At 72.0% G+C, this 22,358-nt stretch carries 21 protein-coding genes, 1 tRNA gene, 2 pseudogenes and 1 riboswitch; of the genes and pseudogenes, 17 read left to right on the top strand and 7 right to left on the bottom strand.

What is annotated here, in order from left to right; genetic code table 11:
* Window positions 1-75: 75 nt before the first annotated feature.
* The 6 genes from hpnE to JIW86_RS09435 all read left to right on the top strand — a co-directional run bounded on the left by hpnE (window position 76) and on the right by JIW86_RS09435 (window position 7,884).
* Entirely contained in the window at window positions 76-1,455 is a 1,380-nt protein-coding gene (hpnE, locus tag JIW86_RS09460) for a hydroxysqualene dehydroxylase HpnE (protein ID WP_257553357.1), read from the top strand.
* Between the two features lie 50 nt (window positions 1,456-1,505).
* Window positions 1,506-2,606: a polyprenyl synthetase family protein gene (locus JIW86_RS09455; RefSeq protein WP_406365737.1), complete on the top strand. Its 1,101-nt coding sequence runs from the start codon at window positions 1,506-1,508 to the stop codon at window positions 2,604-2,606.
* Between the two features lie 127 nt (window positions 2,607-2,733).
* Window positions 2,734-4,773: a squalene--hopene cyclase gene (gene shc, locus JIW86_RS09450; RefSeq protein WP_257553355.1), complete on the top strand. Its 2,040-nt coding sequence runs from the start codon at window positions 2,734-2,736 to the stop codon at window positions 4,771-4,773.
* Window positions 4,773-5,435, top strand: coding sequence for a 1-hydroxy-2-methyl-2-butenyl 4-diphosphate reductase (locus tag JIW86_RS09445; RefSeq protein WP_257553354.1), 663 nt, complete (start codon window positions 4,773-4,775; stop codon window positions 5,433-5,435). The genes shc and JIW86_RS09445 overlap by 1 nt, the downstream gene beginning before the upstream one ends.
* A 5-nt stretch (window positions 5,436-5,440) precedes the next feature.
* Window positions 5,441-6,472: an adenosyl-hopene transferase HpnH gene (gene hpnH, locus JIW86_RS09440; RefSeq protein ID WP_257553353.1), complete on the top strand. Its 1,032-nt coding sequence runs from the start codon at window positions 5,441-5,443 to the stop codon at window positions 6,470-6,472.
* On the top strand, window positions 6,469-7,884 hold the full coding sequence (locus JIW86_RS09435) for an aspartate aminotransferase family protein (RefSeq protein ID WP_257553352.1): 1,416 nt from the start codon (window positions 6,469-6,471) through the stop codon (window positions 7,882-7,884). The genes hpnH and JIW86_RS09435 overlap by 4 nt, the downstream gene beginning before the upstream one ends.
* 34 nt (window positions 7,885-7,918) lie before the next feature.
* On the opposite strand, the gene JIW86_RS09430 is transcribed toward JIW86_RS09435, so the two are convergent.
* The gene (locus JIW86_RS09430; protein ID WP_257553350.1) at window positions 7,919-8,710 is read right to left on the bottom strand and encodes a tyrosine-protein phosphatase; all 792 of its coding nucleotides are present in this window, start codon (window positions 8,708-8,710) and stop codon (window positions 7,919-7,921) included.
* Window positions 8,711-9,002: 292 nt separating this feature from the next.
* A riboswitch (cyclic di-AMP (ydaO/yuaA leader) is annotated at window positions 9,003-9,200 on the top strand.
* A gap of 4 nt (window positions 9,201-9,204) precedes the next feature.
* Between JIW86_RS09430 and JIW86_RS09425 the strand changes: the two genes are divergently transcribed.
* From JIW86_RS09425 to JIW86_RS09385, 9 genes are all read left to right on the top strand, one after another.
* Window positions 9,205-10,176, top strand: coding sequence for a LysM peptidoglycan-binding domain-containing M23 family metallopeptidase (locus JIW86_RS09425; protein ID WP_257553349.1), 972 nt, complete (start codon window positions 9,205-9,207; stop codon window positions 10,174-10,176).
* Window positions 10,177-10,348: 172 nt separating this feature from the next.
* Window positions 10,349-11,134: an SGNH/GDSL hydrolase family protein gene (locus tag JIW86_RS09420; RefSeq protein ID WP_215144456.1), complete on the top strand. Its 786-nt coding sequence runs from the start codon at window positions 10,349-10,351 to the stop codon at window positions 11,132-11,134.
* A gap of 131 nt (window positions 11,135-11,265) precedes the next feature.
* Window positions 11,266-12,465, top strand: coding sequence for an MBL fold metallo-hydrolase (locus JIW86_RS09415; RefSeq protein WP_257553348.1), 1,200 nt, complete (start codon window positions 11,266-11,268; stop codon window positions 12,463-12,465).
* A 282-nt stretch (window positions 12,466-12,747) separates the two neighbouring features.
* Window positions 12,748-14,607 (top strand): ATP-binding protein, encoded by a 1,860-nt coding sequence (locus JIW86_RS09410; protein ID WP_257553347.1) that lies wholly within the window; start codon window positions 12,748-12,750, stop codon window positions 14,605-14,607.
* A 35-nt stretch (window positions 14,608-14,642) separates the two neighbouring features.
* Window positions 14,643-15,077 carry a roadblock/LC7 domain-containing protein gene (locus JIW86_RS09405; protein ID WP_257559270.1) on the top strand — a complete coding sequence of 145 codons (435 nt, stop codon included), beginning with the start codon at window positions 14,643-14,645 and terminating at the stop codon, window positions 15,075-15,077.
* Window positions 15,074-15,487, top strand: a complete 414-nt coding sequence (locus JIW86_RS09400) for a DUF742 domain-containing protein (RefSeq protein ID WP_215142638.1) — start codon at window positions 15,074-15,076, stop codon at window positions 15,485-15,487. The genes JIW86_RS09405 and JIW86_RS09400 overlap by 4 nt, the downstream gene beginning before the upstream one ends.
* Window positions 15,465-16,085: a GTP-binding protein gene (locus JIW86_RS09395; protein WP_257553346.1), complete on the top strand. Its 621-nt coding sequence runs from the start codon at window positions 15,465-15,467 to the stop codon at window positions 16,083-16,085. Before JIW86_RS09400 ends, JIW86_RS09395 begins: the two co-directional genes overlap by 23 nt.
* Window positions 16,082-16,633 (top strand): GAF domain-containing protein, encoded by a 552-nt coding sequence (locus JIW86_RS09390; RefSeq protein WP_257553345.1) that lies wholly within the window; start codon window positions 16,082-16,084, stop codon window positions 16,631-16,633. Before JIW86_RS09395 ends, JIW86_RS09390 begins: the two co-directional genes overlap by 4 nt.
* A 93-nt stretch (window positions 16,634-16,726) precedes the next feature.
* Window positions 16,727-17,110: an MmcQ/YjbR family DNA-binding protein gene (locus JIW86_RS09385; protein WP_257553344.1), complete on the top strand. Its 384-nt coding sequence runs from the start codon at window positions 16,727-16,729 to the stop codon at window positions 17,108-17,110.
* 187 nt (window positions 17,111-17,297) lie between these two features.
* On the opposite strand, the gene JIW86_RS09380 is transcribed toward JIW86_RS09385, so the two are convergent.
* Both JIW86_RS09380 and JIW86_RS09375 read right to left on the bottom strand, forming a co-directional pair.
* Window positions 17,298-18,218: a transketolase family protein gene (locus tag JIW86_RS09380; RefSeq protein ID WP_257553343.1), complete on the bottom strand. Its 921-nt coding sequence runs from the start codon at window positions 18,216-18,218 to the stop codon at window positions 17,298-17,300.
* A 27-nt stretch (window positions 18,219-18,245) separates the two neighbouring features.
* Window positions 18,246-18,947 carry a transketolase gene (locus tag JIW86_RS09375; RefSeq protein WP_257553342.1) on the bottom strand — a complete coding sequence of 234 codons (702 nt, stop codon included), beginning with the start codon at window positions 18,945-18,947 and terminating at the stop codon, window positions 18,246-18,248.
* Window positions 18,948-19,094: 147 nt separating this feature from the next.
* Between JIW86_RS09375 and JIW86_RS09370 the strand changes: the two genes are divergently transcribed.
* A tRNA-Pro gene (locus JIW86_RS09370) sits at window positions 19,095-19,171 on the top strand.
* Here JIW86_RS09370 and JIW86_RS09365 read toward each other — a convergent pair.
* On the bottom strand, window positions 19,134-19,796 hold the full coding sequence (locus JIW86_RS09365; protein ID WP_257553341.1) for a tyrosine-type recombinase/integrase: 663 nt from the start codon (window positions 19,794-19,796) through the stop codon (window positions 19,134-19,136). The two genes, JIW86_RS09370 and JIW86_RS09365, sit on opposite strands and share 38 nt — an antisense overlap.
* Before the next feature lie 368 nt (window positions 19,797-20,164).
* Window positions 20,165-20,221: pseudogene (locus JIW86_RS42155) on the bottom strand (hypothetical protein); the annotation flags it as partial.
* Window positions 20,222-20,789: 568 nt separating this feature from the next.
* Here JIW86_RS42155 and JIW86_RS09360 point away from each other — a divergent pair.
* Window positions 20,790-20,977, top strand: a pseudogene (locus JIW86_RS09360) (DUF6243 family protein).
* Window positions 20,978-21,012: 35 nt separating this feature from the next.
* On the opposite strand, the gene JIW86_RS09355 reads toward JIW86_RS09360, so the two are convergent.
* Together JIW86_RS09355 and JIW86_RS09350 are read right to left on the bottom strand one after the other, a co-directional pair.
* Window positions 21,013-21,717, bottom strand: a complete 705-nt coding sequence (locus JIW86_RS09355) for a hypothetical protein (RefSeq protein ID WP_257553340.1) — start codon at window positions 21,715-21,717, stop codon at window positions 21,013-21,015.
* 36 nt (window positions 21,718-21,753) lie between these two features.
* Complete coding sequence (locus tag JIW86_RS09350) at window positions 21,754-22,251, bottom strand: hypothetical protein (RefSeq protein WP_202198724.1); 498 nt, start codon at window positions 22,249-22,251, stop codon at window positions 21,754-21,756.
* Window positions 22,252-22,358 lie beyond the last annotated feature (107 nt).

Below are 22,358 nucleotides of genomic sequence, written 5' to 3'. Positions count from 1 at the left end.
GTGGGCGGCCGCGTCTCTCCCGGAGGGCTCGGCAGCCGCGTGCCCGGCCGGGCACGCCAACACCGGGGAGGGCTCATGACCGGCAGCGACCAGCACGCCGTCGTCGTCGGCGGCGGCCTCGCCGGCGTTACGACCGCCCTCGAACTCGCCGACGCGGGACTGCGGGTCACCCTCCTCGAAGGCCGCCCGCGGCTCGGCGGGCTCGCGTTCTCGTTCAAGCGCGGCGAACTCACCGTGGACAACGGCCAGCACGTCTACCTGCGCTGCTGCACCGCCTACCGGTGGTTCCTCGACCGCGTCGACGGCGCCGCCCTCGCGCCCCTCCAGGACCGGCTCGACGTACCCGTACTCGACGTCGCCCACCCCAAGGGACCGCGCCTCGGCCGGCTGCGCCGCAGCGCCCTGCCCGTGCCCCTGCACCTGGCCGGATCGCTGGCCCGCTACCCGCACCTGTCCCTCGCCGAACGCGCGAGCGTCGGCCGCGCCGCCCTCGCGCTGCGCCGCCTCGACCCCGCCGACCCGGCGCTGGACGGCCTGGACTTCGCCACCTGGCTCGGCCGCTACGGCCAGTCCCCCCGGACCATCGAGGCCCTGTGGGACCTCGTCGGCATCGCGACCCTCAACGCCACCGCCGAGCACTCCTCCCTCGGCCTGGCCGCCATGGTCTTCAAGACCGGCCTGCTCTCCGAGAACGGCGCCGCCGACATCGGCTGGGCCCGCGTACCGCTCGGCGACCTGCACGACGCGCTCGCCCGCAAGGCGCTCGACGCGGCCGGCGTACGGACCGAACTGCGCACCCGGGTCACCGCCATCTCCCGTACCGCCGAAGGGAACTGGCGGGTCGACACCGAGAACGAGTCCCTGGACGCCGCCACCGTCGTCCTGGCCGTCCCGCAGCGCGAGGCGCACGGACTGCTCCCGGCCGGAGCTCTCGCCGACCCCGACAAGCTGCTCGACATCGGCACCGCGCCGATCCTCAACGTCCACGTCGTGTACGACCGCCAGGTGCTCAAGCGGCCCTTCTTCGCGGCGCTCGGCTCCCCGGTGCAGTGGGTCTTCGACCGCACCGACTCCTCCGGGCTCCCCGACGGCGGCCAGTACCTGGCCCTGTCCCAGTCCGTCGCCCAGGACGACATCGACGAGCCCGTGTCCGTCCTGCGCGCCAAGTACCTGCCCGAGCTGGAGCGGTTGCTGCCCGCCGCGCGCGGCGCCAAGGTACGGGACTTCTTCGTCACCCGGGAGCGGACGGCCACCTTCGCCCCCACACCCGGCGTCGGCCGGCTGCGCCCCGGGGCGCGGACCGACACGCCGGGGCTGTATCTGGCCGGTGCGTGGACTGCCACCGGTTGGCCCGCGACCATGGAGAGCGCCGTCCGGAGCGGACTGAGCGCGGCGCACGCCGCACTCGCCGCCCTCGGCCGCCCCCGCGAACACCCTCTGCAGGAGGCGGCATGACGACGACCAGCACGACCAGCACAGCCCGTACAGGAACCAGAGGAGAGCCAGTGAACCCGGGGAATCCGGCTGTCGAGAACACGGATGCCAGTGTGGGCGCAGCCGGCGGGGGAGTGGAGAAGGCCGACACGCTCGCCCTCCTGGACCGGGGCCGCACGCTGTCGACGCCCGCGCTCCGCGCCGTCGTGGACCGGCTCGCCGCGCCCATGGACACCGTCGCCGCCTACCACTTCGGCTGGATCGACGCCCAGGGCAACCCCGCGGACGGCGACGGCGGCAAGGCCGTCCGGCCCGCCCTCGCGCTGCTCTCCGCCGAGGCCGCGGGCGCCGCGGCCGAGGTCGGCATCCCCGGCGCCGTCGCGGTCGAGCTCGTGCACAACTTCTCGCTGCTGCACGACGACCTGATGGACGGAGACGAGCAGCGCCGCCACCGCGACACGGTGTGGAAGGTGCACGGCCCCGCCCTGGCGATCCTGGTCGGCGACGCGCTCTTCGCCCTCGCCTACGAGGTGCTGCTGGAGCTCGGCACCGTCGAGGCGGCCCGCGCGGCCCGCCGCCTGACCACCGCCAGCCGGGGGCTCATCGACGGCCAGGCCCAGGACATCTCCTACGAGCACCGCGAGCGCGTCAGCGTCGAGGAGTGCCTGGAGATGGAGGGCAACAAGACGGGCGCCCTGCTCGCCTGCGCGGTCTCCATCGGCGCGGTCCTCGGCGGCGCGGACGACCGTACGGCCGACAAGCTCGAGGAGTACGGCTACCACCTTGGCCTCGCCTTCCAGGCCGTGGACGACCTGCTCGGCATCTGGGGCGACCCGGAGTCCACCGGCAAGCAGACCTGGAGCGACCTGCGCCAGCGCAAGAAGTCCCTGCCGGTGGTCGCCGCCCTCGCGGCCGACGGGCCCGCCAGTGAGGAACTCGCCCAGCTGCTCGCCGCCGACGCCAAGAGCAACGACTTCGAGAACTTCTCGGAGGAGGAGTTCGCGGCCCGCGCGGCGCTCATCGAGGCGGCCGGCGGACGCCAGTGGACCGCCGACGAGGCGCGCCGCCAGCACGCGGTGGCGATCAAGGCACTGGACGACGTCGACATGCCCCAGCGGGTGCGCGACCAGCTGGTGGCCCTCGCCGACTTCGTCGTCGTCCGCAAGAGGTGAACGCCGCCCGGAAGCGGATATGACTCGCGAGTCGCCGGCCGGCGCCGCCACCCCCGACTGAGGGGGAGCGCGCTGGCCGACGGCAGACCCCAGCACAGCAGAGGACAGACTGCACGAAGGGGAAGCCATGACAGCGACGACCGACGGCAGCGCGGAGAGCGCTGGCGCGGGCAGCAGGATCGAAGCCGGGCCCGGACCGGGCCCGGACCCGGCGGTGCCACCGCCCAGCGCGGAACGGGGCACCGCGGCCCGGACCGCACCGCCGGACGGCCACCGGGGGGACGCGTACGAGGCCGCCGCGCGGGCGACCAGGCACCTGCTCGCGCGCCAGGACCCCGAGGGGTGGTGGAAGGGCGACCTGGAGACCAACGTCACCATGGACGCCGAGGACCTGCTGCTGCGTCAGTTCCTCGGGATCCGGGACGAGGCCACCACCCGCGCCGCCGCCCTCTTCATCCGCGGCGAGCAGCGGGACGACGGCACCTGGGCCACCTTCCACGGCGGGCCGCCCGAACTCTCCGCCACCATCGAGGCGTACGTGGCCCTGCGCCTCGCCGGAGACGAGCCGGACGCCCCGCACATGGCCCGCGCGTCGGCCTGGATCCGGGCCCACGGCGGGATCGCCGCCGCCCGCGTCTTCACCCGCATCTGGCTGGCGCTCTTCGGCTGGTGGGACTGGGACCACCTTCCCGAACTCCCGCCCGAGCTGGTGTTCCTGCCGCCCTGGGTGCCGCTGAACATCTACGACTTCGGCTGCTGGGCCCGCCAGACCATCGTCCCCCTCACGATCGTCTCCGCGCTGCGCCCGGTCCGCCCGGCCCCCTTCGCCCTGGACGAGCTGCACGCCGACGCGCGGGTGCCGAACCCCGCCAAACGGCTCGCCCCGCTGGCCAGTTGGGACGGCGCCTTCCAGCGGATGGACAAGGCCCTGCACGTCTACCGCCGGTTCGCCCCGCGCCGGCTGCGCAAGGCCGCCATGGCCGCCGGCGCCCGATGGATCGTCGAACGGCAGGAGAACGACGGCTGCTGGGGCGGCATCCAGCCACCCGCCGTGTACTCGGTCATCGCCCTGCACCTGCTCGGATACGACCTCGGGCACCCGGTGATGCGCGCCGGCCTGGAATCCCTCGACCGGTTCGCGGTGTGGCGCGAGGACGGCGCCCGGATGATCGAGGCATGCCAGTCCCCGGTCTGGGACACCTGCCTCGCCGCGATCGCCCTGGCCGACGCGGGCCTGCGCCCCGACCACCCGGCGCTGGTCAAGGCAGCCGACTGGATGCTCGGCGAGGAGATCGCGCGCAGCGGGGACTGGGCGGTACGGCGGCCCGGACTCGCCCCCGGCGGCTGGGCGTTCGAGTTCCACAACGACACCTACCCCGACATCGACGACACCGCCGAGGTCGTTCTCGCGCTGCGCCGCGTCAAGCACCCCGACCCGGCCCGGGTCGAGGCGGCCATCGCCCGCGGGGTGTCCTGGAACCTGGGCATGCAGTCGAAGAACGGCGCGTGGGGCGCCTTCGACGCCGACAACACCAGCCCCTTCCCGAACCGGCTGCCCTTCTGCGACTTCGGCGAGGTCATCGACCCGCCCTCGGCCGACGTCACCGCCCACGTGGTGGAGATGCTCGCCTTCGAGGGCAAGGCGGGTGACGCGCGGACCCGGCGCGGCATCGCCTGGCTGCTCGCCGAACAGGAGCCCGACGGAGCCTGGTTCGGCCGCTGGGGCACCAACTACGTCTACGGCACCGGGTCGGTGGTCCCGGCCCTCACCGCGGCCGGCATCGCCCCGGCGCATCCCGCGATCCGGCGGGCCGTGCGCTGGCTGGAATCCGTACAGAACGAGGACGGCGGGTGGGGCGAGGACCAGCGCTCCTACAAGGACCGGTCATGGGCCGGGAAGGGGGCCTCCACCCCCTCGCAGACGGCGTGGGCGCTGATGGCCCTGCTGTCGGCGGGAGAGCGGGACGGCAAGGCCGTCGAGCGGGGCATCGCCCACCTGGTGGCGACCCAGGCCGAGGACGGTTCCTGGGACGAGCCCCACTTCACGGGCACCGGCTTCCCCTGGGACTTCTCCATCAACTACCACCTGTACCGGCAGGTGTTCCCGCTCACGGCACTCGGACGCTACCTGCACGGGGAACCCTTCGCGGCCGCCGGGGGATCCTGATGTCCGCCCTCCGGGGGGACAGGGCCGGGAACCCAGACCCCCTGCTGGTGGCCTGCGCGCTGCGCATCGAACAGACGGCGCTGCGCAGCGCCGGCCGCGGGGACTACGCCCTGCTCCGGACCGGCATGGGCCCGCGCGCGGCCGAGCGGTCCGTCGCCCGGGCGCTGGAGCGGACGGGCATGGAGCGGGCCGCCGTCCTCGCCACCGGATTCTGCGCCGGCCTGGTCCCCGGCATGCACCCCGGCGACCTGGTCGTCGCCGACCAGACCCGGGACCCGCACGGGGCGGTCACCTGTACCGGGACCGCCCTGCTCGCCGAGGCACTGGCCCGGGCCGTCCCCGGCCGGACCGTGCACACCGGCGCACTGACCGGATCCGACCACGTCGTCCGCGGCCAGGAGCGTGCGCAGCTGCGCGCCACCGGCGCCATCGCGGTCGACATGGAGTCCGCGGCCACCCTGTGGGCCGCCACCCGGGGCGACCGCTGCCCCTCGGAGGGAGGACGCCCGGTTGCGGCCGTCCGGGTGATCGTGGACGCTCCGGAGCATGAGCTCGTCCGTATCGGCACGGTCCGCGGTGGAATATCGGCCTTCCGTGTACTGCGTGCCGTACTGCCCGCGTTTTATGACTGGCACCGTTCTTTGCTGCTCCCCAGGAGGTGAGCCAGATGGCCATGCCGCTGCGCCAGACCATCAGGGTCGGGACGTATTTGCTCGAACAGAAGCTCCGCAAGCGTGAGAAGTTCCCGCTGATCGTCGAGCTGGAACCGCTCTACGCCTGCAACCTGGCCTGTGAGGGGTGCGGGAAGATCCAGCACCCGGCCGGGGTGCTCAAGCAGCGCATGCCGGTCGCCCAGGCGGTCGGCGCCGTGCTGGAGTCCGGCGCGCCCATGGTGTCCATCGCGGGTGGAGAGCCCTTGATGCACCCGCAGATCGACGAGATCGTCCGTCAGTTGGTGGCGAAGCGGAAGTATGTATTCCTCTGCACCAACGCGATGCTCCTGCGCAAGAAGATCGAGAAGTTCACCCCGTCCCCCTATTTCGCCTTCGCCGTGCACATCGACGGACTGCGCGAACGGCACGACGAGTCGGTGGCCAAGGAAGGCGTCTTCGACGAGGCCGTCGCGGCCATCAAGGAGGCGAAGAAGCGCGGGTTCCGGGTGACCACCAACTCCACCTTCTTCAACACGGACACCCCCCAGACGATCATCGAGGTGCTCAACTACCTCAATGACGACCTCCAGGTGGACGAGATGATGATCTCGCCCGCCTACGCCTACGAAAAGGCCCCCGACCAGGAGCACTTCCTGGGCGTCGAACAGACCCGCGAACTCTTCAGGAAGGCCTTCGCGGGCGGCAACCGCAGGCGCTGGCGGCTCAATCACTCGCCGCTCTTCCTGGACTTCCTGGAAGGAAAGGCCGATTTCGCCTGCACGGCCTGGGCCATTCCGAATTACTCCCTCTTCGGCTGGCAGCGTCCCTGCTATCTGATGAGCGACGGCTACGTGCCGACGTACCGGGAACTCATCGACGACACCGACTGGAGCAAGTACGGCCGCGGCAAGGATCCGCGCTGCGCGAACTGCATGGCGCACTGCGGCTACGAGCCCACCGCCGTCCTCGCCACCATGGGCTCCCTCAAGGAGTCGCTGCGGGCGGCCCGGGAGACGATCGGCGGGAACCGGGACAGCTCGGCATGACCGCGGAGCCACGGGAGGAGGGCGGCCGGGGCAAGGGCTTCGACCTCGGCGCCCTGCTGGCCGAGCGCGGTGGCGAGCGGTACGAGCTGCACTCCAGGCACCTCAACCACCAACTGCCCCGGATGCTGCACACCATCGGCTTCGACAAGGTCTACGAGCGGGCCGAGGGCGCCCATTTCTGGGACGCCGAGGGCAACGACTACCTCGACATGCTGGCCGGGTTCGGGGTGATGGGCCTGGGCCGGCACCATCCGGTGGTCCGCCGGGCCCTGCACGACGTCTTGGACGCCCAGCTAGCCGACCTCACCCGCTTCGACTGCCAGCCGCTGCCCGGGCTGCTGGCCGAGAAGCTCCTCTCGTACAGCCCGCACCTGGACCGGGTCTTCTTCGGCAACAGCGGCACCGAGGCGGTGGAGACGGCCCTGAAGTTCGCCCGGTACGCCACCGGACGGCCCAGGATCCTCTACTGCGACCACGCCTTCCACGGGCTCACGACGGGGTCGCTCTCGGTGAACGGGGAGGGCGGCTTCCGGGACGGTTTCGCGCCGCTGCTGCCCGACACGAAGATCACCCTCGGGGATCTGGGCGCCCTGGAGCGGGAGCTCCGGAAGGGCGACGTGGCCGCCTTCGTCGTGGAGCCGGTCCAGGGCAAGGGCGTGCTCTCCGCCCCGCCCGGGTTCCTGCTCGCGGCGCAGGAACTGCTGCGCCGCCACAAGGCGCTGCTGATCGCGGACGAGGTGCAGACCGGCCTCGGACGGACCGGGGACTTCTACGCCTACCAGCACGAGCCGGGCGTGGAGCCGGACCTGGTGTGCGTGGCCAAGGCGCTCTCGGGCGGCTACGTGCCGGTCGGAGCGACCCTGGGCAAGGACTGGATCTTCAAGAAGGTCTACTCGTCCATGGACCGGGTCCTCGTGCACTCCGCGAGCTTCGGCTCCAACGCCCAGGCGATGGCGGCCGGACTGGCGGTGCTGTCGGTCATGGAGGACGAGGGGGTCGTCGCCAACGCCCGGGCCATGGGCGATCTGCTGCGCGGGCGGCTCGCGGCCCTGGTGGACGAGTACGAGCTGCTGCACGAGGTGCGCGGGCGCGGGCTGATGATCGGCATCGAGTTCGGCCGGCCGTCCTCGCTGGGGCTGCGCAGCCGGTGGACCATGCTCCAGGCGGCTCGCAAGGGGCTCTTCGCGCAGATGGTCGTGGTGCCGCTGCTGCAGAAGCACCGGATCCTCACCCAGGTGTCCGGGGACCACCTGGAGGTGATCAAGCTCATCCCGCCGCTGATCGTGGACGAGCGGGACGTCGACCGGTTCGTCGGCGCCTTCCGCGAGGTCATGGACGAGGCGCACGGCGGCTCGGGGCTGATGTGGGAGTTCGGCAGGACCCTGGTGAAGCAGGCCGTCGGCAACCGTTGACGACCTGCTCCGGCAGGGGTGGAACGAGCGGGTGTCAGGCGAGGAGCCGGCCCCGGAGCCGGTCGAGGGTCTCGGGCGTGAGCCCGAGGCCCTCCGCGAGGTACCGCTCCTGTCCGCCCCACTGCTCGTCGATGGTGTCGAAGGCCGTGGTCAGGTACTCCGCGCGCGCGTCGAAGAGCGGGGCGAGGAGCTCCATCACCTCGGGGGAGCGGGCCTCCTGCGACTCGCCGCTGCGCCGCACCCGGTAGCGGCGGTGCGGGGCGTTCGACTCCAGGTAGTCCGCCACGATCGCCTCGCGTTCGACGCCCAGCGCGAGCAGGACGACCGCGATCGACAGGCCCGCCCGGTCCTTGCCGGCCGCGCAGTGCAGCAGAGCGGGGACGCTGTCCTCGGCGAGGGCGTGCAGCACCCTGCTGTGCTCGGCGGTGCGGTGCCTGATGATCGCGCGGTACGCGTTCGACATCCGGGCCGCGGCCTTGCCTTCCCCCAGGATCGAGCGGAGCTGATCGAGGCCGCCGTCGCGGACCATCTTCCAGAACTCCCGGCCGTCGGCCGGGTCCGAGAGCGGGATGTTGACGTTCCGCACGCCGGGCAGCTCGACGTCCGGCCCCTCCAGGGCGTGGTCGGCGTTGTTGCGGAAGTCGAAGATGGTGTGGAGCCCGAGCGATGCGAGGAACTCTGCATCGGTTTCGGTGGCATGTGCGAGATGTCCGCTTCGAAACAGTCGTCCCGACCTGACCTGTCGTCCGTCGAAAGTCGGCAATCCGCCCACATCGCGGAAATTGCGCACTCCGGACAGTTCCGGCTCCTGTATCCGCTGGGTCAAAGGAACTCCTCCGCTTCGTCGTGGGGCGTCTGTCCGAATTGAGCCACTTGGCGCCAACTTGCCATATCCGGCGGCGAGATCGGACGTGCCCCCGTGAGCCAGATCATACGGTGACCGTGAGTGCCTGATCGCGAAGGGCGAATGGCCCGGCCGGGGCGGTTGTTGACGGTGGGGAATGGACAGAGGGTGACCGGAATTCCGCCGATTCCTCATCCCGGTGATTCCTTTGGGAAATTCATGGCTTGTTCCCTGTGCCCGGATTCGATTACGTTCGCGACCGATCCGGGTGGACCGCCTAATCCTGCCGCCTCCCGGAAACCGCACCCGACTATTCACGCGCGCGGCAGGAGCGGGGGAACCAGGTAAGCCGCTGTTCCGGATCTTTCTTCCGGGACGGCTAGGGGTGAAGTCGTTCATGTTCCGTACATGTACGTCCGGACATCTCCAGTCCGAACCCGACAGCTCACCTCGCCGGCGACGGAGAGGAATTCGCCATGCCTGCAAAGGGTAAGCACCGTCGTCCCAAGTCCCGTTCCCTTTCCCGCGGTCTCGCCGTTGCCGGCACCGGTGGTGCGGCCCTCGCGCTGCCCCTGATGGGTGCCGCCGGCGCCAGCGCGGCCGTCGCGCCGGCCGCCGCGCCGGCCACGGCCCCCGCCGTCGCCCCGCAGCTTCCGCTCTCGCTCCAGGCCGCGCCCGCCGCCGCCGTGCAGGCCGCGCCGGCCGTCTACACGGTCGTGCCCGGCGACTACCTCTCCAAGATCGCCGCGGAGCGGCACCTCTCGGGCGGCTGGGAGAAGCTGTACGCCGACAACCGCGAGGCCGTCGGCACCAACCCCTCCCTGATCCACCCGGGTCTGAAGCTGACCCTCGGCGCGAAGGCCGAGGCTCCGGCCGAGGCAGCCCCGGCCCCGGCTCCGGCCCCCGCCGAGCGGTCCTCGACCGGTTCTTCGGCCTCCGACGAGGGCTCCTCGGGCGAGCAGGACGCGCCCGCCCCCGTCCAGCAGCCGAAGCAGAAGCCGCAGAGCAGCGGCTCGGCCACCGGGGCGAAGGCCCCCAGCGCCGCCGGATTCGTGGCCCCGGTGAGCGGTGGGATATCCACCCAGTACAAGGTCGCGGGCGCGATGTGGTCCTCGGGTTACCACACCGGCGTCGACTTCATCGCCAGCTCCGGCACCACCGTCAAGGCCGTCGGCGCGGGCACCGTGGTCTCGTCCGGCTGGGCCGGCGCGTACGGCAACGAGGTCATCATCAAGCACGCTGACGGCCACTACTCCCAGTACGGCCACCTCTCCTCGCTGTCCGTCTCGGTGGGCCAGAGCGTCACCGCCGGCCAGAGCATCGGTCTCTCCGGCTCCACCGGCAACTCGACCGGCCCGCACCTCCACTTCGAGATCCGTACGACCCAGTCCTACGGCTCGGACATCAGCCCGGTGAACTACCTCCGCTCGAAGGGCGTCACCATCTGACGCAACCGACGGCAGCCGCCGCCGGAGCACGAACACATGTCAGGCCGGGGCCCGAGGGGGGTCCCGGCCTGATGTGTACTTATTCCTTATCCCCCGGGTGGTATAGATCACGGTCCGTCAACCCCTGCTTACGTTGGCGTAGGTCGTGTGCTCGGGTGAAGGATGTCGTTTCGTGGCAGCGACGACGACGACACTCAAGACCATCGGCTCGTACGCGGCGATCGGGGACAGCTTCACCGAGGGCGTGGGGGACCCGGGACCCGGGGATTCTTATCTCGGCTGGGCGGACCGGCTCGCCGTGCTCCTGGCCGACCGGCGCGACGAGCACGACTTCCGATACGCGAACCTGGCCGTGCGCGGCCGGCTCCTCGACCAGATCGTGGCCGAGCAGGTCCCGCGGGCCAAGGAGCTCGCCCCGGACCTCGTGACCTTCTGCGCGGGCGGCAACGACATCATCCGGCCCGGCAGCGACCCCGACGACGTGGCGGAGCGGTTCGAGGCCGCCGTCGCCGACCTCACCGGGGCCGTCGGCCTGGTCATGATCACCACCGGCTTCGACACCCGGGGTGTGCCGGTCCTCAAGCACCTCCGGGGCAAGGTGGCGACGTACAGCGCGCACGTGCGCGCCATCGCCGACCGCTACGACTGCCCGGTGCTCGACCTCTGGTCGCTGAAGTCCGTACAGGACCGGCGGGCCTGGGACACCGACCGGCTGCACCTCTCGCCCGAGGGGCACACGCGGGTGGCGCTGCGCGCCGCGCAGGTGCTCGGACTGGAGGTGCCCGCCGACCCCGACCAGCCGTGGCCGCCGCAGCGGCCGCGCGGCTCGGTGGACGTGACCCGGGACAACATCCAGTGGGCGCGCGAGCACCTGGTGCCCTGGATCGGGCGGCGGCTGCGCGGCGAGTCCTCCGGGGACCACGTCGAGGCGAAGCGGCCGGACCTGCTGCCCCTGTAAGGGGAGCGACGGGCGGGGGGAGCGCCGCAGACGGGAAACGAGGGCCGTAAGCGGAATCCTTGGGGGTATGTGTGCGTTGGGATGGTCGTAGACCGACGACCGTCCCGACCCCCATCCTCCCAGGAGGCGCCTTGACCGGCTCCCGTCCCCTGCGTCCCCGGCTGCGTGCCCTGCGGCCCGAAGCCTTCGGCGCGGACCCGTCCGGCGCCCGGCTGGAGCGGATCCACCGCTCGCCGAACTTCGCCGACGGCGTCTTCAAGAACCCGCTCGGGGCCCGGACCAGGCCCTCGGGGTCGATGACCGAGTTCGCCAAGATCTACTTCCACCGGGAGCAGCGGGTCCGGCGCACCCCCGGGGCGCCGATCCCCGTGTACCCGACGACCCTCGCGGAGCTGGCGAAGCCGCCCGCGAGCGGACTGCGGCTCACCTGGATGGGGCACTCCAGCGTGCTCGCGGAGATCGACGGGCGACGCGTGCTGTTCGACCCCGTGTGGGGCGAGCGGTGCTCGCCCTTTCCCTTCGCCGGGCCCAAGCGGCTGCACCCCGTGCCCGTGCCGCTTGCCTCGCTGGGCCCGGTCGACGTCGTGGTCATCTCGCACGACCACTACGACCACCTCGACCTGCCGACGATCAAGGAGCTGGCCGGTACGGACACGCTCTTCGCGGTCCCGCTGGGAGTCGGCGCGCACCTGGAGCGCTGGGGCGTCCCGGCCGACCGGCTGCGCGAGCTGGACTGGAACGAGACCACCAAGATCGCCGGGCTCACGCTCACCGCGACCCCCGCCCGGCACTTCTGCGGACGCGGGCTGCGCAACCAGCAGCACACCCTGTGGGCCTCCTGGGTCGTCGCGGGGGACGAGCACCGGATCTACCACAGCGGGGACACCGGCTACTTCCCCGGTTTCAAGGAGATCGGCGCCGAGCACGGGCCCTTCGACGCCACGATGATCCAGATCGGCGCCTACTCCGAGTACTGGCCCGACATCCACATGACGCCCGAGGAGGGCTTGCGCGCCCACCTCGACCTCCAGGGCGGCACCCCGCACGGCACGATGCTGCCGATCCACTGGGGCACCTTCAACCTGGCCCCCCACCCGTGGGACGAGCCGGGCGAGGGAACCGTCACCGCGGCGGAGGGGGTCGGAGCCGCGATCGCCCTGCCGATCCCGGGCCAGCCCTTCGAGCCGGGCGCCGCCGGTCTTCCGGACCAGCCGTGGTGGCGGCCGTTCGTGGTGGGCGGCCACGCCGCACCGGAGGTGTCCGTCGCCGCGGTCGCCGCGGCCCGGGCGACGGGCGTGATCCGCGAGGAGCCGGAAGCCGTCGGTTCCTGAGCCCCGGCGGCTCGGTGGCGGCGGAGGTCCGCGGGGTTCCGGCCGCCGGATCCACGGCGGACCCACGCCGGGATCATGCCGGATCCAGGTTGGGATCACGCCGGAGGCGACCCGGGGGATTCGGGCGGCTGTACGAGCGCTCCACCGGGAGCGGGAAGCACCCCCGCGAACTTCCCCAACTGGACGTCCGGGGCGGGACGGTGCGGTCTAGCGTGGGTATTCGGTGATCAACACCGGGCCCCGGGATCGCTGGGGGCCGGGCCCCACGTACCGAGGACGCCGATGTCCGGACTCCGCGCCGCCCGCCACGCCCCGTCGAGACACGCCGTCACCGGTCCCGGCCGGCAGACACGCCCCCAGCTGGTCCGGGCCGCCGTACTGCCCACGCTCGCCGCCGGGCTCAGCGGCACCGCCGCGGTCATCTTCACCCTCCAGCTCGGCGGGGGAGCCGGGGACCGGGACGCCCGGCTCTGGCCTGTGCTCACCGGCTGCGCCCTCCTCTTCGTCGCAGCCCTCGCCGCTGCCCTGCTCGGCGCCCAGCGCGCCGCCAAGGCCGTACGGGACCGGTGCGAGGCGCTGCGCCGTTCCAGCGTGCGCGGCCGCCAGGAGCTGCGCGGCGCCGCAGACCGGCTCGAGCGCGGCGAGGCCCCGCCCCGCCCGGTGCGCGGCGGCCCAACCGGGCCCCCGGCCGGCGCCGACCCGGCGGGGGTGGACGAGTTCTGGCTGCTCTCCCAGGAGCTGCGCGGCGCCCGCGAACAGGCCCACGAGACCCTCGTACGGCTGGCCGGCCCGGCCACCCCGTCCGACAGCGAGCGGAAGGTCGAGGTCTTCGTCAACCTCGCGCGCCGCCTGCAGTCCCTCGTCCACCGCGAGATCTCGCTGCTGGACGAGCTGGAGGACACGGTCGAGGACCCGGACCTGCTCAAGGAGCTCTTCCACGTAGACCACCTCGCCACCCGCATCCGCCGCCACGCCGAGAACCTCGCCGTGCTCGGCGGCGCCGCCTCCCGGCGCCAGTGGACCCGGCCCATCGACCTGAGCGAGGTGCTCCGCTCCTCGGTCGCGGAGGTCGAGCAGTACACCCGGGTCAAGGTCGTGCCCCCGGCGGGCGGCAGCGTACGCGGCCACGCCGTCGCCGACGTGGTGCACCTGCTGGCCGAACTGGTCGAGAACGCCACGGTGTTCTCCGCCCCCGACACCGACGTGGTGCTGCGCGCCGAACGGGTCACCGCCGGGATCGCGGTGGAGGTGGAGGACCGGGGGCTGGGCATGCCGGCGGAGGAACAGCGCCGGATGAACGCCCTGCTCGGCGACCCCGACCAGATCAGCGTCCGGGATCTGCTGGCGGACGGGCGGATCGGGCTGTTCGTCGTCTCGGCGCTGGCCCGTCGGCACGGGATCGCCGTCGAGCTCAAGTCCAACATCTACGGCGGGGTGCTCGCCGTGCTGGTGCTGCCGCAGGAGCTGCTGGGCGCGGAGGGGCCGAGCGCCGCCGATGCGGCGGGGGGCTCCCGCGCCACCTCGTGGGGGACCGGGCAGGCGGCGCCGATGCCGATGCCGATGCCGATGCCGATGCCGCCGGTGCCACCGCCGCCGCTGGAGCCCGTACGGGTGAACCTGCCGCGGCCGGAACCGGCCGAGCCCCTGCCGGAGGACTGGCCCGGGGCCGCCCCGGGGGCTGTCCCCAGGCCGGCCGGGCCCGGTCACTGGCCCGCGTCCGGGCCTGGGCCTGAAGCCGTCGCAGGGCCCGGCCCCGGGCCCGGGCAGCGGCCCGCAGGCGCGGCCGTGCCGCTGCCCGGGCCCCGAGCCGGGGACGGGGCCACGGCTTCAGCGGCGGCCCTGCCGGAGCGGTGGGCCGAGCCGGCGCCCGGGCCTGAGCCCGCAGCCGCAGCCCCGGCCGGGACCGGCACTCGGGCCGGGGCCGCAGCCGGGGCCGAAGCCCAGCCCGTGCCGTCCGAACCCGAGGCCGCGGACCGGCCGCAGCTGCCGCGCCGCCGGGCCCAGCAGCACCTCGCGCCCCAGCTGCGCGAGGCTCCCGCTCCGCGGCGGGCCCCGGACACCGAGCAACCCGTACACGACCCGGGCCTGATGGCCGCCTTCCAACGGGGCTTCGGCCTCGCCCAGTCGGAGAACCAGGTATGACCCCGACCCCTCACCTCAGCAAGGAGCGCACCCCCATGGGCGGCGAAGTGGCGACGACGACCGGCGGTCGGCTCTCGGACCTGGACTGGCTGCTCAGCGGCCTGGTGCAACGCGTCCCGTACACGCGCAGCGCCGTGCTGCTCACCGCCGACGGCCTGGTGACCTGCGTGCACGGCATGGACGCCGACAGCGCCGACCACATGGCGGCGCTGGCCTCCGGGCTCTACTCGCTGGGGCGCAGCGCCGGATCCCGCTTCGGGAACGGCGCGGAGGTCCGCCAGGTCGTCGTCGAACTCGACACCGCGCTCGTCTTCGTGTCGGCCGCCGGCTCCGGTACCTGCCTGGCGGTCCTCGCCGACCGCGAGGCCGACGCCGGGGTGCTCGGCTACGAGATGGCGATGCTGGTCAAGAGCGTGCGGCCGTACCTGGCTGCCCCGCCGCGGCGGCCCGTCGCCGACCCGGAGCGATGAGGGGCCGCGCGACGGGGGCGTACGCGAAGGGGCGGGACACACCCTGGCTCGACGACTCGGCGGGCCGGGTGATGCGCCCGTACACCGCCAGTGGCGGGCGGACCCGGCCGGGTTTCGCCCTCGACCTGCTCTCGCTGGTGACCGCGACCGGGGTGCGGCCGCGCGTACCGCTGGGGGCGGAGCACACGCTCGCCCTCCGGCTGTGCGCGGGCGCCGCGGCGGTCACGGTCGCCGAGGTGGCCGGGCAACTGCGGCTGCCCGCGGTGGTGGTGAAGGTGCTCTTGTCCGATCTGATGGAACACGGGGCCGTCATGGCGCAGGCGCCGCGGTTCCCGGGCGGCGGGTCGTTCGCCGCCGATGACCAGTCCCTGCTCCGGGCGGTGCTCGATGGCCTACACAAACGGCTCTGACGCACCCGCCCCCGGTTCCGCTCCCGCGACGCTGAAGATCCTGGTCGCGGGCGGTTTCGGGGCGGGCAAGACCACCTTCGTGGGCGCGGTGAGCGAGATCGAGCCGTTGAGCACGGAGGAGCTGCTGAGCGACCTCAGCGAGGCCGCGGACCCCCTGGACGGGGTCGAGGCCAAGAGCACCACGACGGTCGCGCTGGACTTCGGCCGCATCACGCTGGACCAGCGGCACGTGCTCTACCTCTTCGGGACGCCCGGGCAGCACCGCTTCTGGTTCCTGTGGGAGGAGCTGTGCGCCGGCGCGCTCGGGGCGGTGGTGCTCGCCGACACCCGCCGCCTCGACGACTGCTTCCCCGCGGTGGACTTCTTCGAGCGGCGCGGGATCGGTTTCATCGTCGCCGTCAACGAGTTCGACGGCGGTCACCGCTACGGGCCCGACGAGGTCCGCGAAGCGGTGGGGCTGGGGCCCGAGGTGCCCGTCGTACGGTGCGACGCGCGCCTGACCAGCTCCGGGACGGGGACGCTGGCCGCCCTCGTCCGTCATCTCCTGTGCACGGCCACAGTCAGCTCTTCGTCTTCGGAGTCGGGGGAACCGTCATGACGTACTACGAATCGACCGGACACTTGCTGCTCACGCCCGTGGACCGGGAGGCGCCCGCGCGCGTCGTCCGGCTGCGGGAACTGGGCCTGGGCGAGCGGGTGGACGCCGAACTGGACGCCTTCGCCCGGCGCGTCGCGGACGTGCTGGCCGCGCCGCACACGGGGGTCAACTTCATCGGCGAGGAACGGCAGTTCTTCGCCGGGCTGCACCATGCGGCCGAGGCCCCGGCGAGCACCTACCCGGCGCGGGTGCTGGCCCGCGACCACGGTTACTGCCCGCACGTGGTGGTGCGGCGCCGGGCACTGGTGCTCGAGGACGTACGGGACTTCGCGCGCTTCGCGGGCAACGCGGTGGTGGACGAGAGCGGAGTGCGCTCGTACGTGGGCGCGCCGCTGACGGACCGGCGGGGGATCGTACTGGGCACGGTGTGCGGGGTGGACGTGGTGCCGCGCCGGTGGGGCACGGAGGGCCTCGCGAAGGTGAAGTCGCTGGCGGCGGAACTGGTGGATCTCCTCCATGCCCGGGAGGACCGGCGGCAGATGGCGTAGCCCGGCGCGGCGACGCGGCGGCCCGGCGGATGTCAGTGGCGGGGTCTACGGTCGTGGACGAGGGGTCACCGATGGCCGGAGAGGGGTCGTGGCATGGGCACCACCGCGCAGGACGTCCGTACGATCGCGCTGTCGCTTCCGGACAGCAGCGAGAAGCCGGCCTGGGGCATGCCGACCTTCCGGGTGGGCGGGAAGATCTTCGCCGCGCTGGGCGATGACGACACCTCGATCGGGGTGAAGTGCCCCAAGGAGGACCGGGCCGAGCTGATCGCGGCGGAGCCGGAGAAGTTCTTCATACGCGAGGGCCACGACGACAACTACGCCTGGCTGCGGGTCCGGCTGGAGGCGGTGGAGGACGGGGCGGAGCTGCGCTCGATCCTGATCGACTCCTGGATACAGGCGGCCCCGAAACGGCTGGCGGCGGCCCATCCGGAACTGGCCGACGGCGGCACGGGTGGCGTGGGCGGCGAGGGCTGAGCGCACGGCGGCACGGAGACCGCGCCGCCGCTGCGGCGATGACGAGGACAGGATTCGAGAGCGGTTCCAGGCCTCCGCCGGCATCGCCGCCACCTCGCGCAGCACCCCGTTCCAGTGGACCAGCAGCCGGCCCGCGCGGGCGGCATGCGGGCGAGCCTGTCATCGGCGCGGCCCGCGTTTCCACCGGCTATCGCACCGGCGGACGCAGGAAGCCGGTGATGCGGTCGCGCAGGGACCGCGGGTCCAGGCCGTGGGCCGCGGTGTGCTCGTCGATCGTGCCGTAGCGGCGCAGCTCGGCGCGGCCCACGCCCAGGCCCAGCACCCGGTGGGGCGTGTCGGCCAGGGCGTCGTTCACGGCGGTCGTGGAGGTGCCGGCGAGGTACGGCTCGACGAGGACCACATCGGCCGCGGCGGCGCTCCCGGCGCTCCCGGCGGCCGCGCGCAGCGTCGCCCCGTCGAAGGGACGCACGGTGGGGGCGTACAGCACGGTCAGGTCCAGGCCCTCGGTCGCCGCGAGGACGTTGTCCAGCAGCGGGCCGACGGCGACCACCACGCCGGCGCGTCCCTCCCGTACGGTCTGGAACCGCAGGCCTTCCACCGGGCGCGGCGCGGCGTTCGACTGCTGGGAGAGCCGGACGTAGACCTTGTCGTCCCCCGCGGCGTAGGCGTGCCGCAGCAGCGCCTCCGCCTCGTCGGGGTGTCCGGGGACGTGGACGGTCCAGCCGTCGAGGGTGTCCAGCAGCGCCACGTCGCCCGGCGCCATGTGCGTGAACCCGCCGGCAGGCCAGTCGTAACTGGCGCTCGCGCTGACGAGGACGCCGCCCGTGCCCTGGTGTCCGAAGTCCAGCTTGACCTGCTCGAACGGTCGCTCCACGAGGAAGCTCGCGAAGGTGTGCACGACCGGCCGCATGCCGGTGAGGGCAAGGCCGCCGCCGACGCCGATGAGCAGCTGTTCCCGGATCCCGACGTTGATCACCCGGTCCGGGTGGCGCCGCTGGGCGGGGAGGAACCCGTCCATGCTGATCTCGGCGAGTACGAGGGCCAGCCGCGGATCCTCGTCGAGCAGGCGTGACGTGACGGAGATGAATCGTTCCCGCATGGTGTCCATGTAAATCTCGGCTCCCCTACTGCTTCTCTACTGCTTCTTCTCGACACGGGCGACCACGACGTGCGGCCGGCCGGGGTGCGGCGCGGTGAAGGCGGCGTGCAGCGCGGCGTGGTCCCGCCCGTCCACGGTGGCCGTGGACCAGCCGGCGGCCTCGAACCGGGCCGCGATCCCGCCCGGCCAGCCGTGCGTCGCGGAGTCGTTGTCGATCACCGCGGTGTGCAGCCTCTCCAGCCCGGCGGAGCCCGCGTACGCGAGTGCCTCGTGGTTGCTGCCCTCGTCCAGCTCCGCATCCCCGATCAGCACCCATATCGCCGGCTCGGCCAGCCCCTGGGCGCGCAGCCCCAGCGCGCTGCCGACGGCGAGCGGCAGCCCGTGCCCGAGCGACCCGCTGCCGATCTCCACGCCGGGGATCAGGGTGCGGTCCGGGTGGTGCCCGAGGGGCGACTCGTACGAGCCGAAGCCGGGCAGCCACTCGACGGGGAAGAACCCCTTGGCGGCGAGCACGGCGTAGTACGCCATCGGCCCGTGCCCCTTGGACAGCAGGAACCGGTCGCGCCCGGCATCCTCGGCGGTCCCGGGCGCCACCCTCAGCACCCGGTCGTAGAGCACCCACAGCGCGTCGAGCGTGGAGGTGGCGGCGGGCCCGTGCTTCTCGGCCCCGGTCATGAGGCCGATCAGCCGGCCCAGATCCTCGTAGCGGAACACCGTGTCCGCGGTTGCCTGTGTCATGAGTGGATCATGCAACCTCAAGCGCGATATAGGTCAAGAGGCTCCTGGCCCGGATCCGCGACCGGAAAGGTGCGCGCGACCACCCCGCGAAGTGCGGTATCGTTCTCCTGCGCGTTCATCCAGGGGAAACCCCAGGTCAGCGGGCATCGGGACGTGGCGCAGCTTGGTAGCGCACTTGACTGGGGGTCAAGGGGTCGCAGGTTCAAATCCTGTCGTCCCGACCATGCGGAAACGCAGGTCGGAGGCCGTTCTCTCATCCATGAGAGGGCGGCCTTTCGTGCGTCCGGAGCCATGGTGGTCGCAGTGTGGTCGCACGTCCAGTCTGTGGCCGGTCGGCCGTAGCGCTGAAGGCCGGCGGCGCGGGGGAGCGGAGTCGGCGGACAGCCTCGCGGAGCCGGTGAGGGTGTGGTCGATGGTGTCGACGGCTTCGCGGGCCGCCTGCTGGGTGAGGTGGCTGTAGATGTTGGCGGTGGTCGACAGAGTGGAGTGCCGCAGGGTCTTGGAGACGACGGTGAGGGGCACGCCAGCGGTGATGGTGATGGTGGCGGCCAGGTGGCGCAGGTCGTGGACCGTGATCCTGGGGACTCCGACTTCGGCGGAGAGCCGGCGGAGCCGGTCGAGAACCTGGTGTGGTCCGAGCGGTCGGCCGTCGAGTCGGCAGAAGACGAGTCCGGCGAACGGATCGTCAGGGTCGCCGCGTGTTCGGGGCATCGTTAGTGCACGGTGCCGGAGGGCGGCGGCGACGCGGGGTGAGATGGCGACCCAGCCGCGGCTGGCCCGGGTCTTCGGCGTGGTGATGGCCAGGCGGTTGTTGTCGATCGCGGAGAGGGTGCAGCGCACGTAGAGCACGCCCTCGCCCAGGTGGACGTCGTCCCAGTGCAGGCCCAGGGCTTCGCCCTGCGCAGGCCGGTACCGATGAGTACCTCGAACAGGTCGGCCATCTCGGGATCGGCCCGGTGGCAGTACACGAGGAAGCGGGCGGCCTCCTCCGCCGTCCAGATCCGTCGTTCCGGCGCCGGAGGTTGCCGTAGGACGGGGGGACTGGCCGGGTGGTGGGGGAGGCGGTGTTGGCGGACGGCGTCGCCTAGGGCGCTGGAGAGGGTAGCCAGGCAGCGGTAGAGGGTGGTCTCGCTGCGGTCGGCGGCGAGCTGGCAGGTGACGTAGGCCGAGATGTGCCGGTGGGCGAGCTGGTCGAGCTTGAGGGTGCCGAGGGCCGGAATGAGGTCGTTGCGGACATAGTCGCGGTAGCGGGCCATCGTGGTCGGCTTCAGCACGAGGGCCTTCGCGGCCAGCCAGGCGTTCAGGTAGGCGGCGACGGTCTGGTTCGGGTCCGCGTTGTACCCGCTGGCCTCGCCCTCGAGGAACCGCCGCAGGGCCTGCTCGGCCGCATCCTGGCTGGGGGAATCCGCCCCGGCGCACCGTTGTGCGGCGGCGGGCCGGGGTGGGGACGTCGACGGCGAAGCTCCAGGTGCCGTGCTCGCTGGAGGTGACCAGATCAGGGCAGCCTGTGCCGAGCTGACGGCGATGGCCTTCTCTGCAGCCGCAGCTGCGGTAGATACGGCCGCGGCCGATGCTGGTGCGCATGGGGATCGCCTCCGGGAGTCGGAGGGAGATGGACGCTTCCAGCCTGAGACCACCGGCGACCGCCACGCCGCCCAGGACCACCGTGACCAGCGGGTTTCCCTTGTCAGCGCGCCAAGGGCAGCGGCTAGTCACTGACACTGAAGGCGTCGACGAGGCGCGGGGCCGACGGAAGCGGGTACGTCTTTGTCATGTTCTTCCGGGCGCCGATTTACGCACCGATGAATCCGTAGAGCACTTCACATCGCCACCGGGAGACCCATGACCGACAGCAAGAACATCAACAACCCCGTGGGCCAGGGCGGCGGCCAGCGCAAGAAGCTGTCCCGCGCCGAACGGCAGAACAACGGTCCGCACCGCAACCTCGACGCCAGGATGCGGCCGACCGGAAGGCGGAGCTGGTGCACAAGATGCGCGAGAAGGCAGGCGTACCTGAGGGTGCCGTGTAGGCGGGCGACGACACGGCACAGAACTGACGCACCCCTCAGCCGGTGCCGGTGACTCTCTTCTTTCTCGCTTGCAGCTGCTCGAACCAGCGCCTGCCCCGGGGGCCGCAGTGGTCCCGGATGTGATCGCGCAGCCTGCCGGTCTGCCGATTGTGGGCGTCCAGGCTCTGCACACCCCGGCTCACCTCGGCGCTGAGGGATGACAGCGCCTGGTTCAGGCTGTCGATCACCGATTGCACCGCCTGCGCCTCCTGGCTGAATCTCCTGCGCCGCGTTGTACCACCGGACATCCGGTCCAGCCTGCGCTTGTTCGCGCGCAGTCTGTTCAGGCCGGCCGAAATCTCCCTGCGAGTTTCGACGGCGCTCCGCTTGTGCTCGTACCAGCGGTCGGCAATGAGCCGGCTTTCGCGGTGCGCTTGACGGTAGACCTCGAAGTTGACCTCGTCGCGCACTTCGAACCGCAGGTTTTGGAGCGCATCTGCCTCGCGTTCGAGCACGCGCCGCGATTCGACCAGCAACTGTTCGGACCGGCGCGCCCGGGTCACCATGGCCCCGGTGTCAACGCGCAACGTTGCCGGACGGCCCGATCTGTACCAGAAATAGGCGATCGCACCGACCGCGAGGACTCCGAGCACCAGATACACGGGCTCGTTCTCGACGAGCCAGCCGAGCCCTTTGATTGCGTACGCGATGGCCGCCAGCACGATGATGGCGATGGCCAGCCACTGAGCTGCCGCTTCCACCCGGCCCCACCCCCTGTTTCCGACGGTCCGAACGCGTCAGCGGTCCAGCGCGCGCCACGCCGCGACCTCGATCTCCGCCTGGCCGAGCGCCAGGGAGTCGCACAAGCGGATTAGGTTGTCACCGGCCGTGGCCCGGTCCTGGACGATCTGGCCGGACAGCACCGGGATAATCGTCATCGCCAGGGTGCGTTCCGCTTCGGAGACCCGCATGTCGCAGGAATTGCTGATCATTTGGTGATAGCCGGCCATGAGGCCCCGGCGGTCGACGTGCGTCTGCATCGACGCCCGCTTCTCGGCGTCGAAGAGCTGGACGATGGCCCTCTGCCGGTCCTTGACGATCGCCAAGGAGACCTCGCGCTGCCCGGCGAGGTATCTGGCTTCCAGCCTGAACCGATTGATTTCGACGATGCATGCGCCGATTTGAGAAACGATGTTCGCGGCAGCGGCCAGCGGGCTCAGCGCGGTGGCGATATTCCCCACCGCGGGATGCATCGAGACGCGGCCTTGATCATAACGAATCAGCTCCGCCGGCATAACTGAACCACCCTCACCAGTCGTTTCCACGACGTCTGTTCAAGCACTCCGCCGGACTTTCGAACATTTCACCTGGTCAACGGCTCGAGTATGGGGAGTTTAGCGGC

The organism is Streptomyces sp. NBC_00162 (assembly GCF_024611995.1).
GTDB lineage: Bacteria > Actinomycetota > Actinomycetes > Streptomycetales > Streptomycetaceae > Streptomyces.
This window is presented reverse-complemented; position numbering and strand designations above follow the sequence as displayed.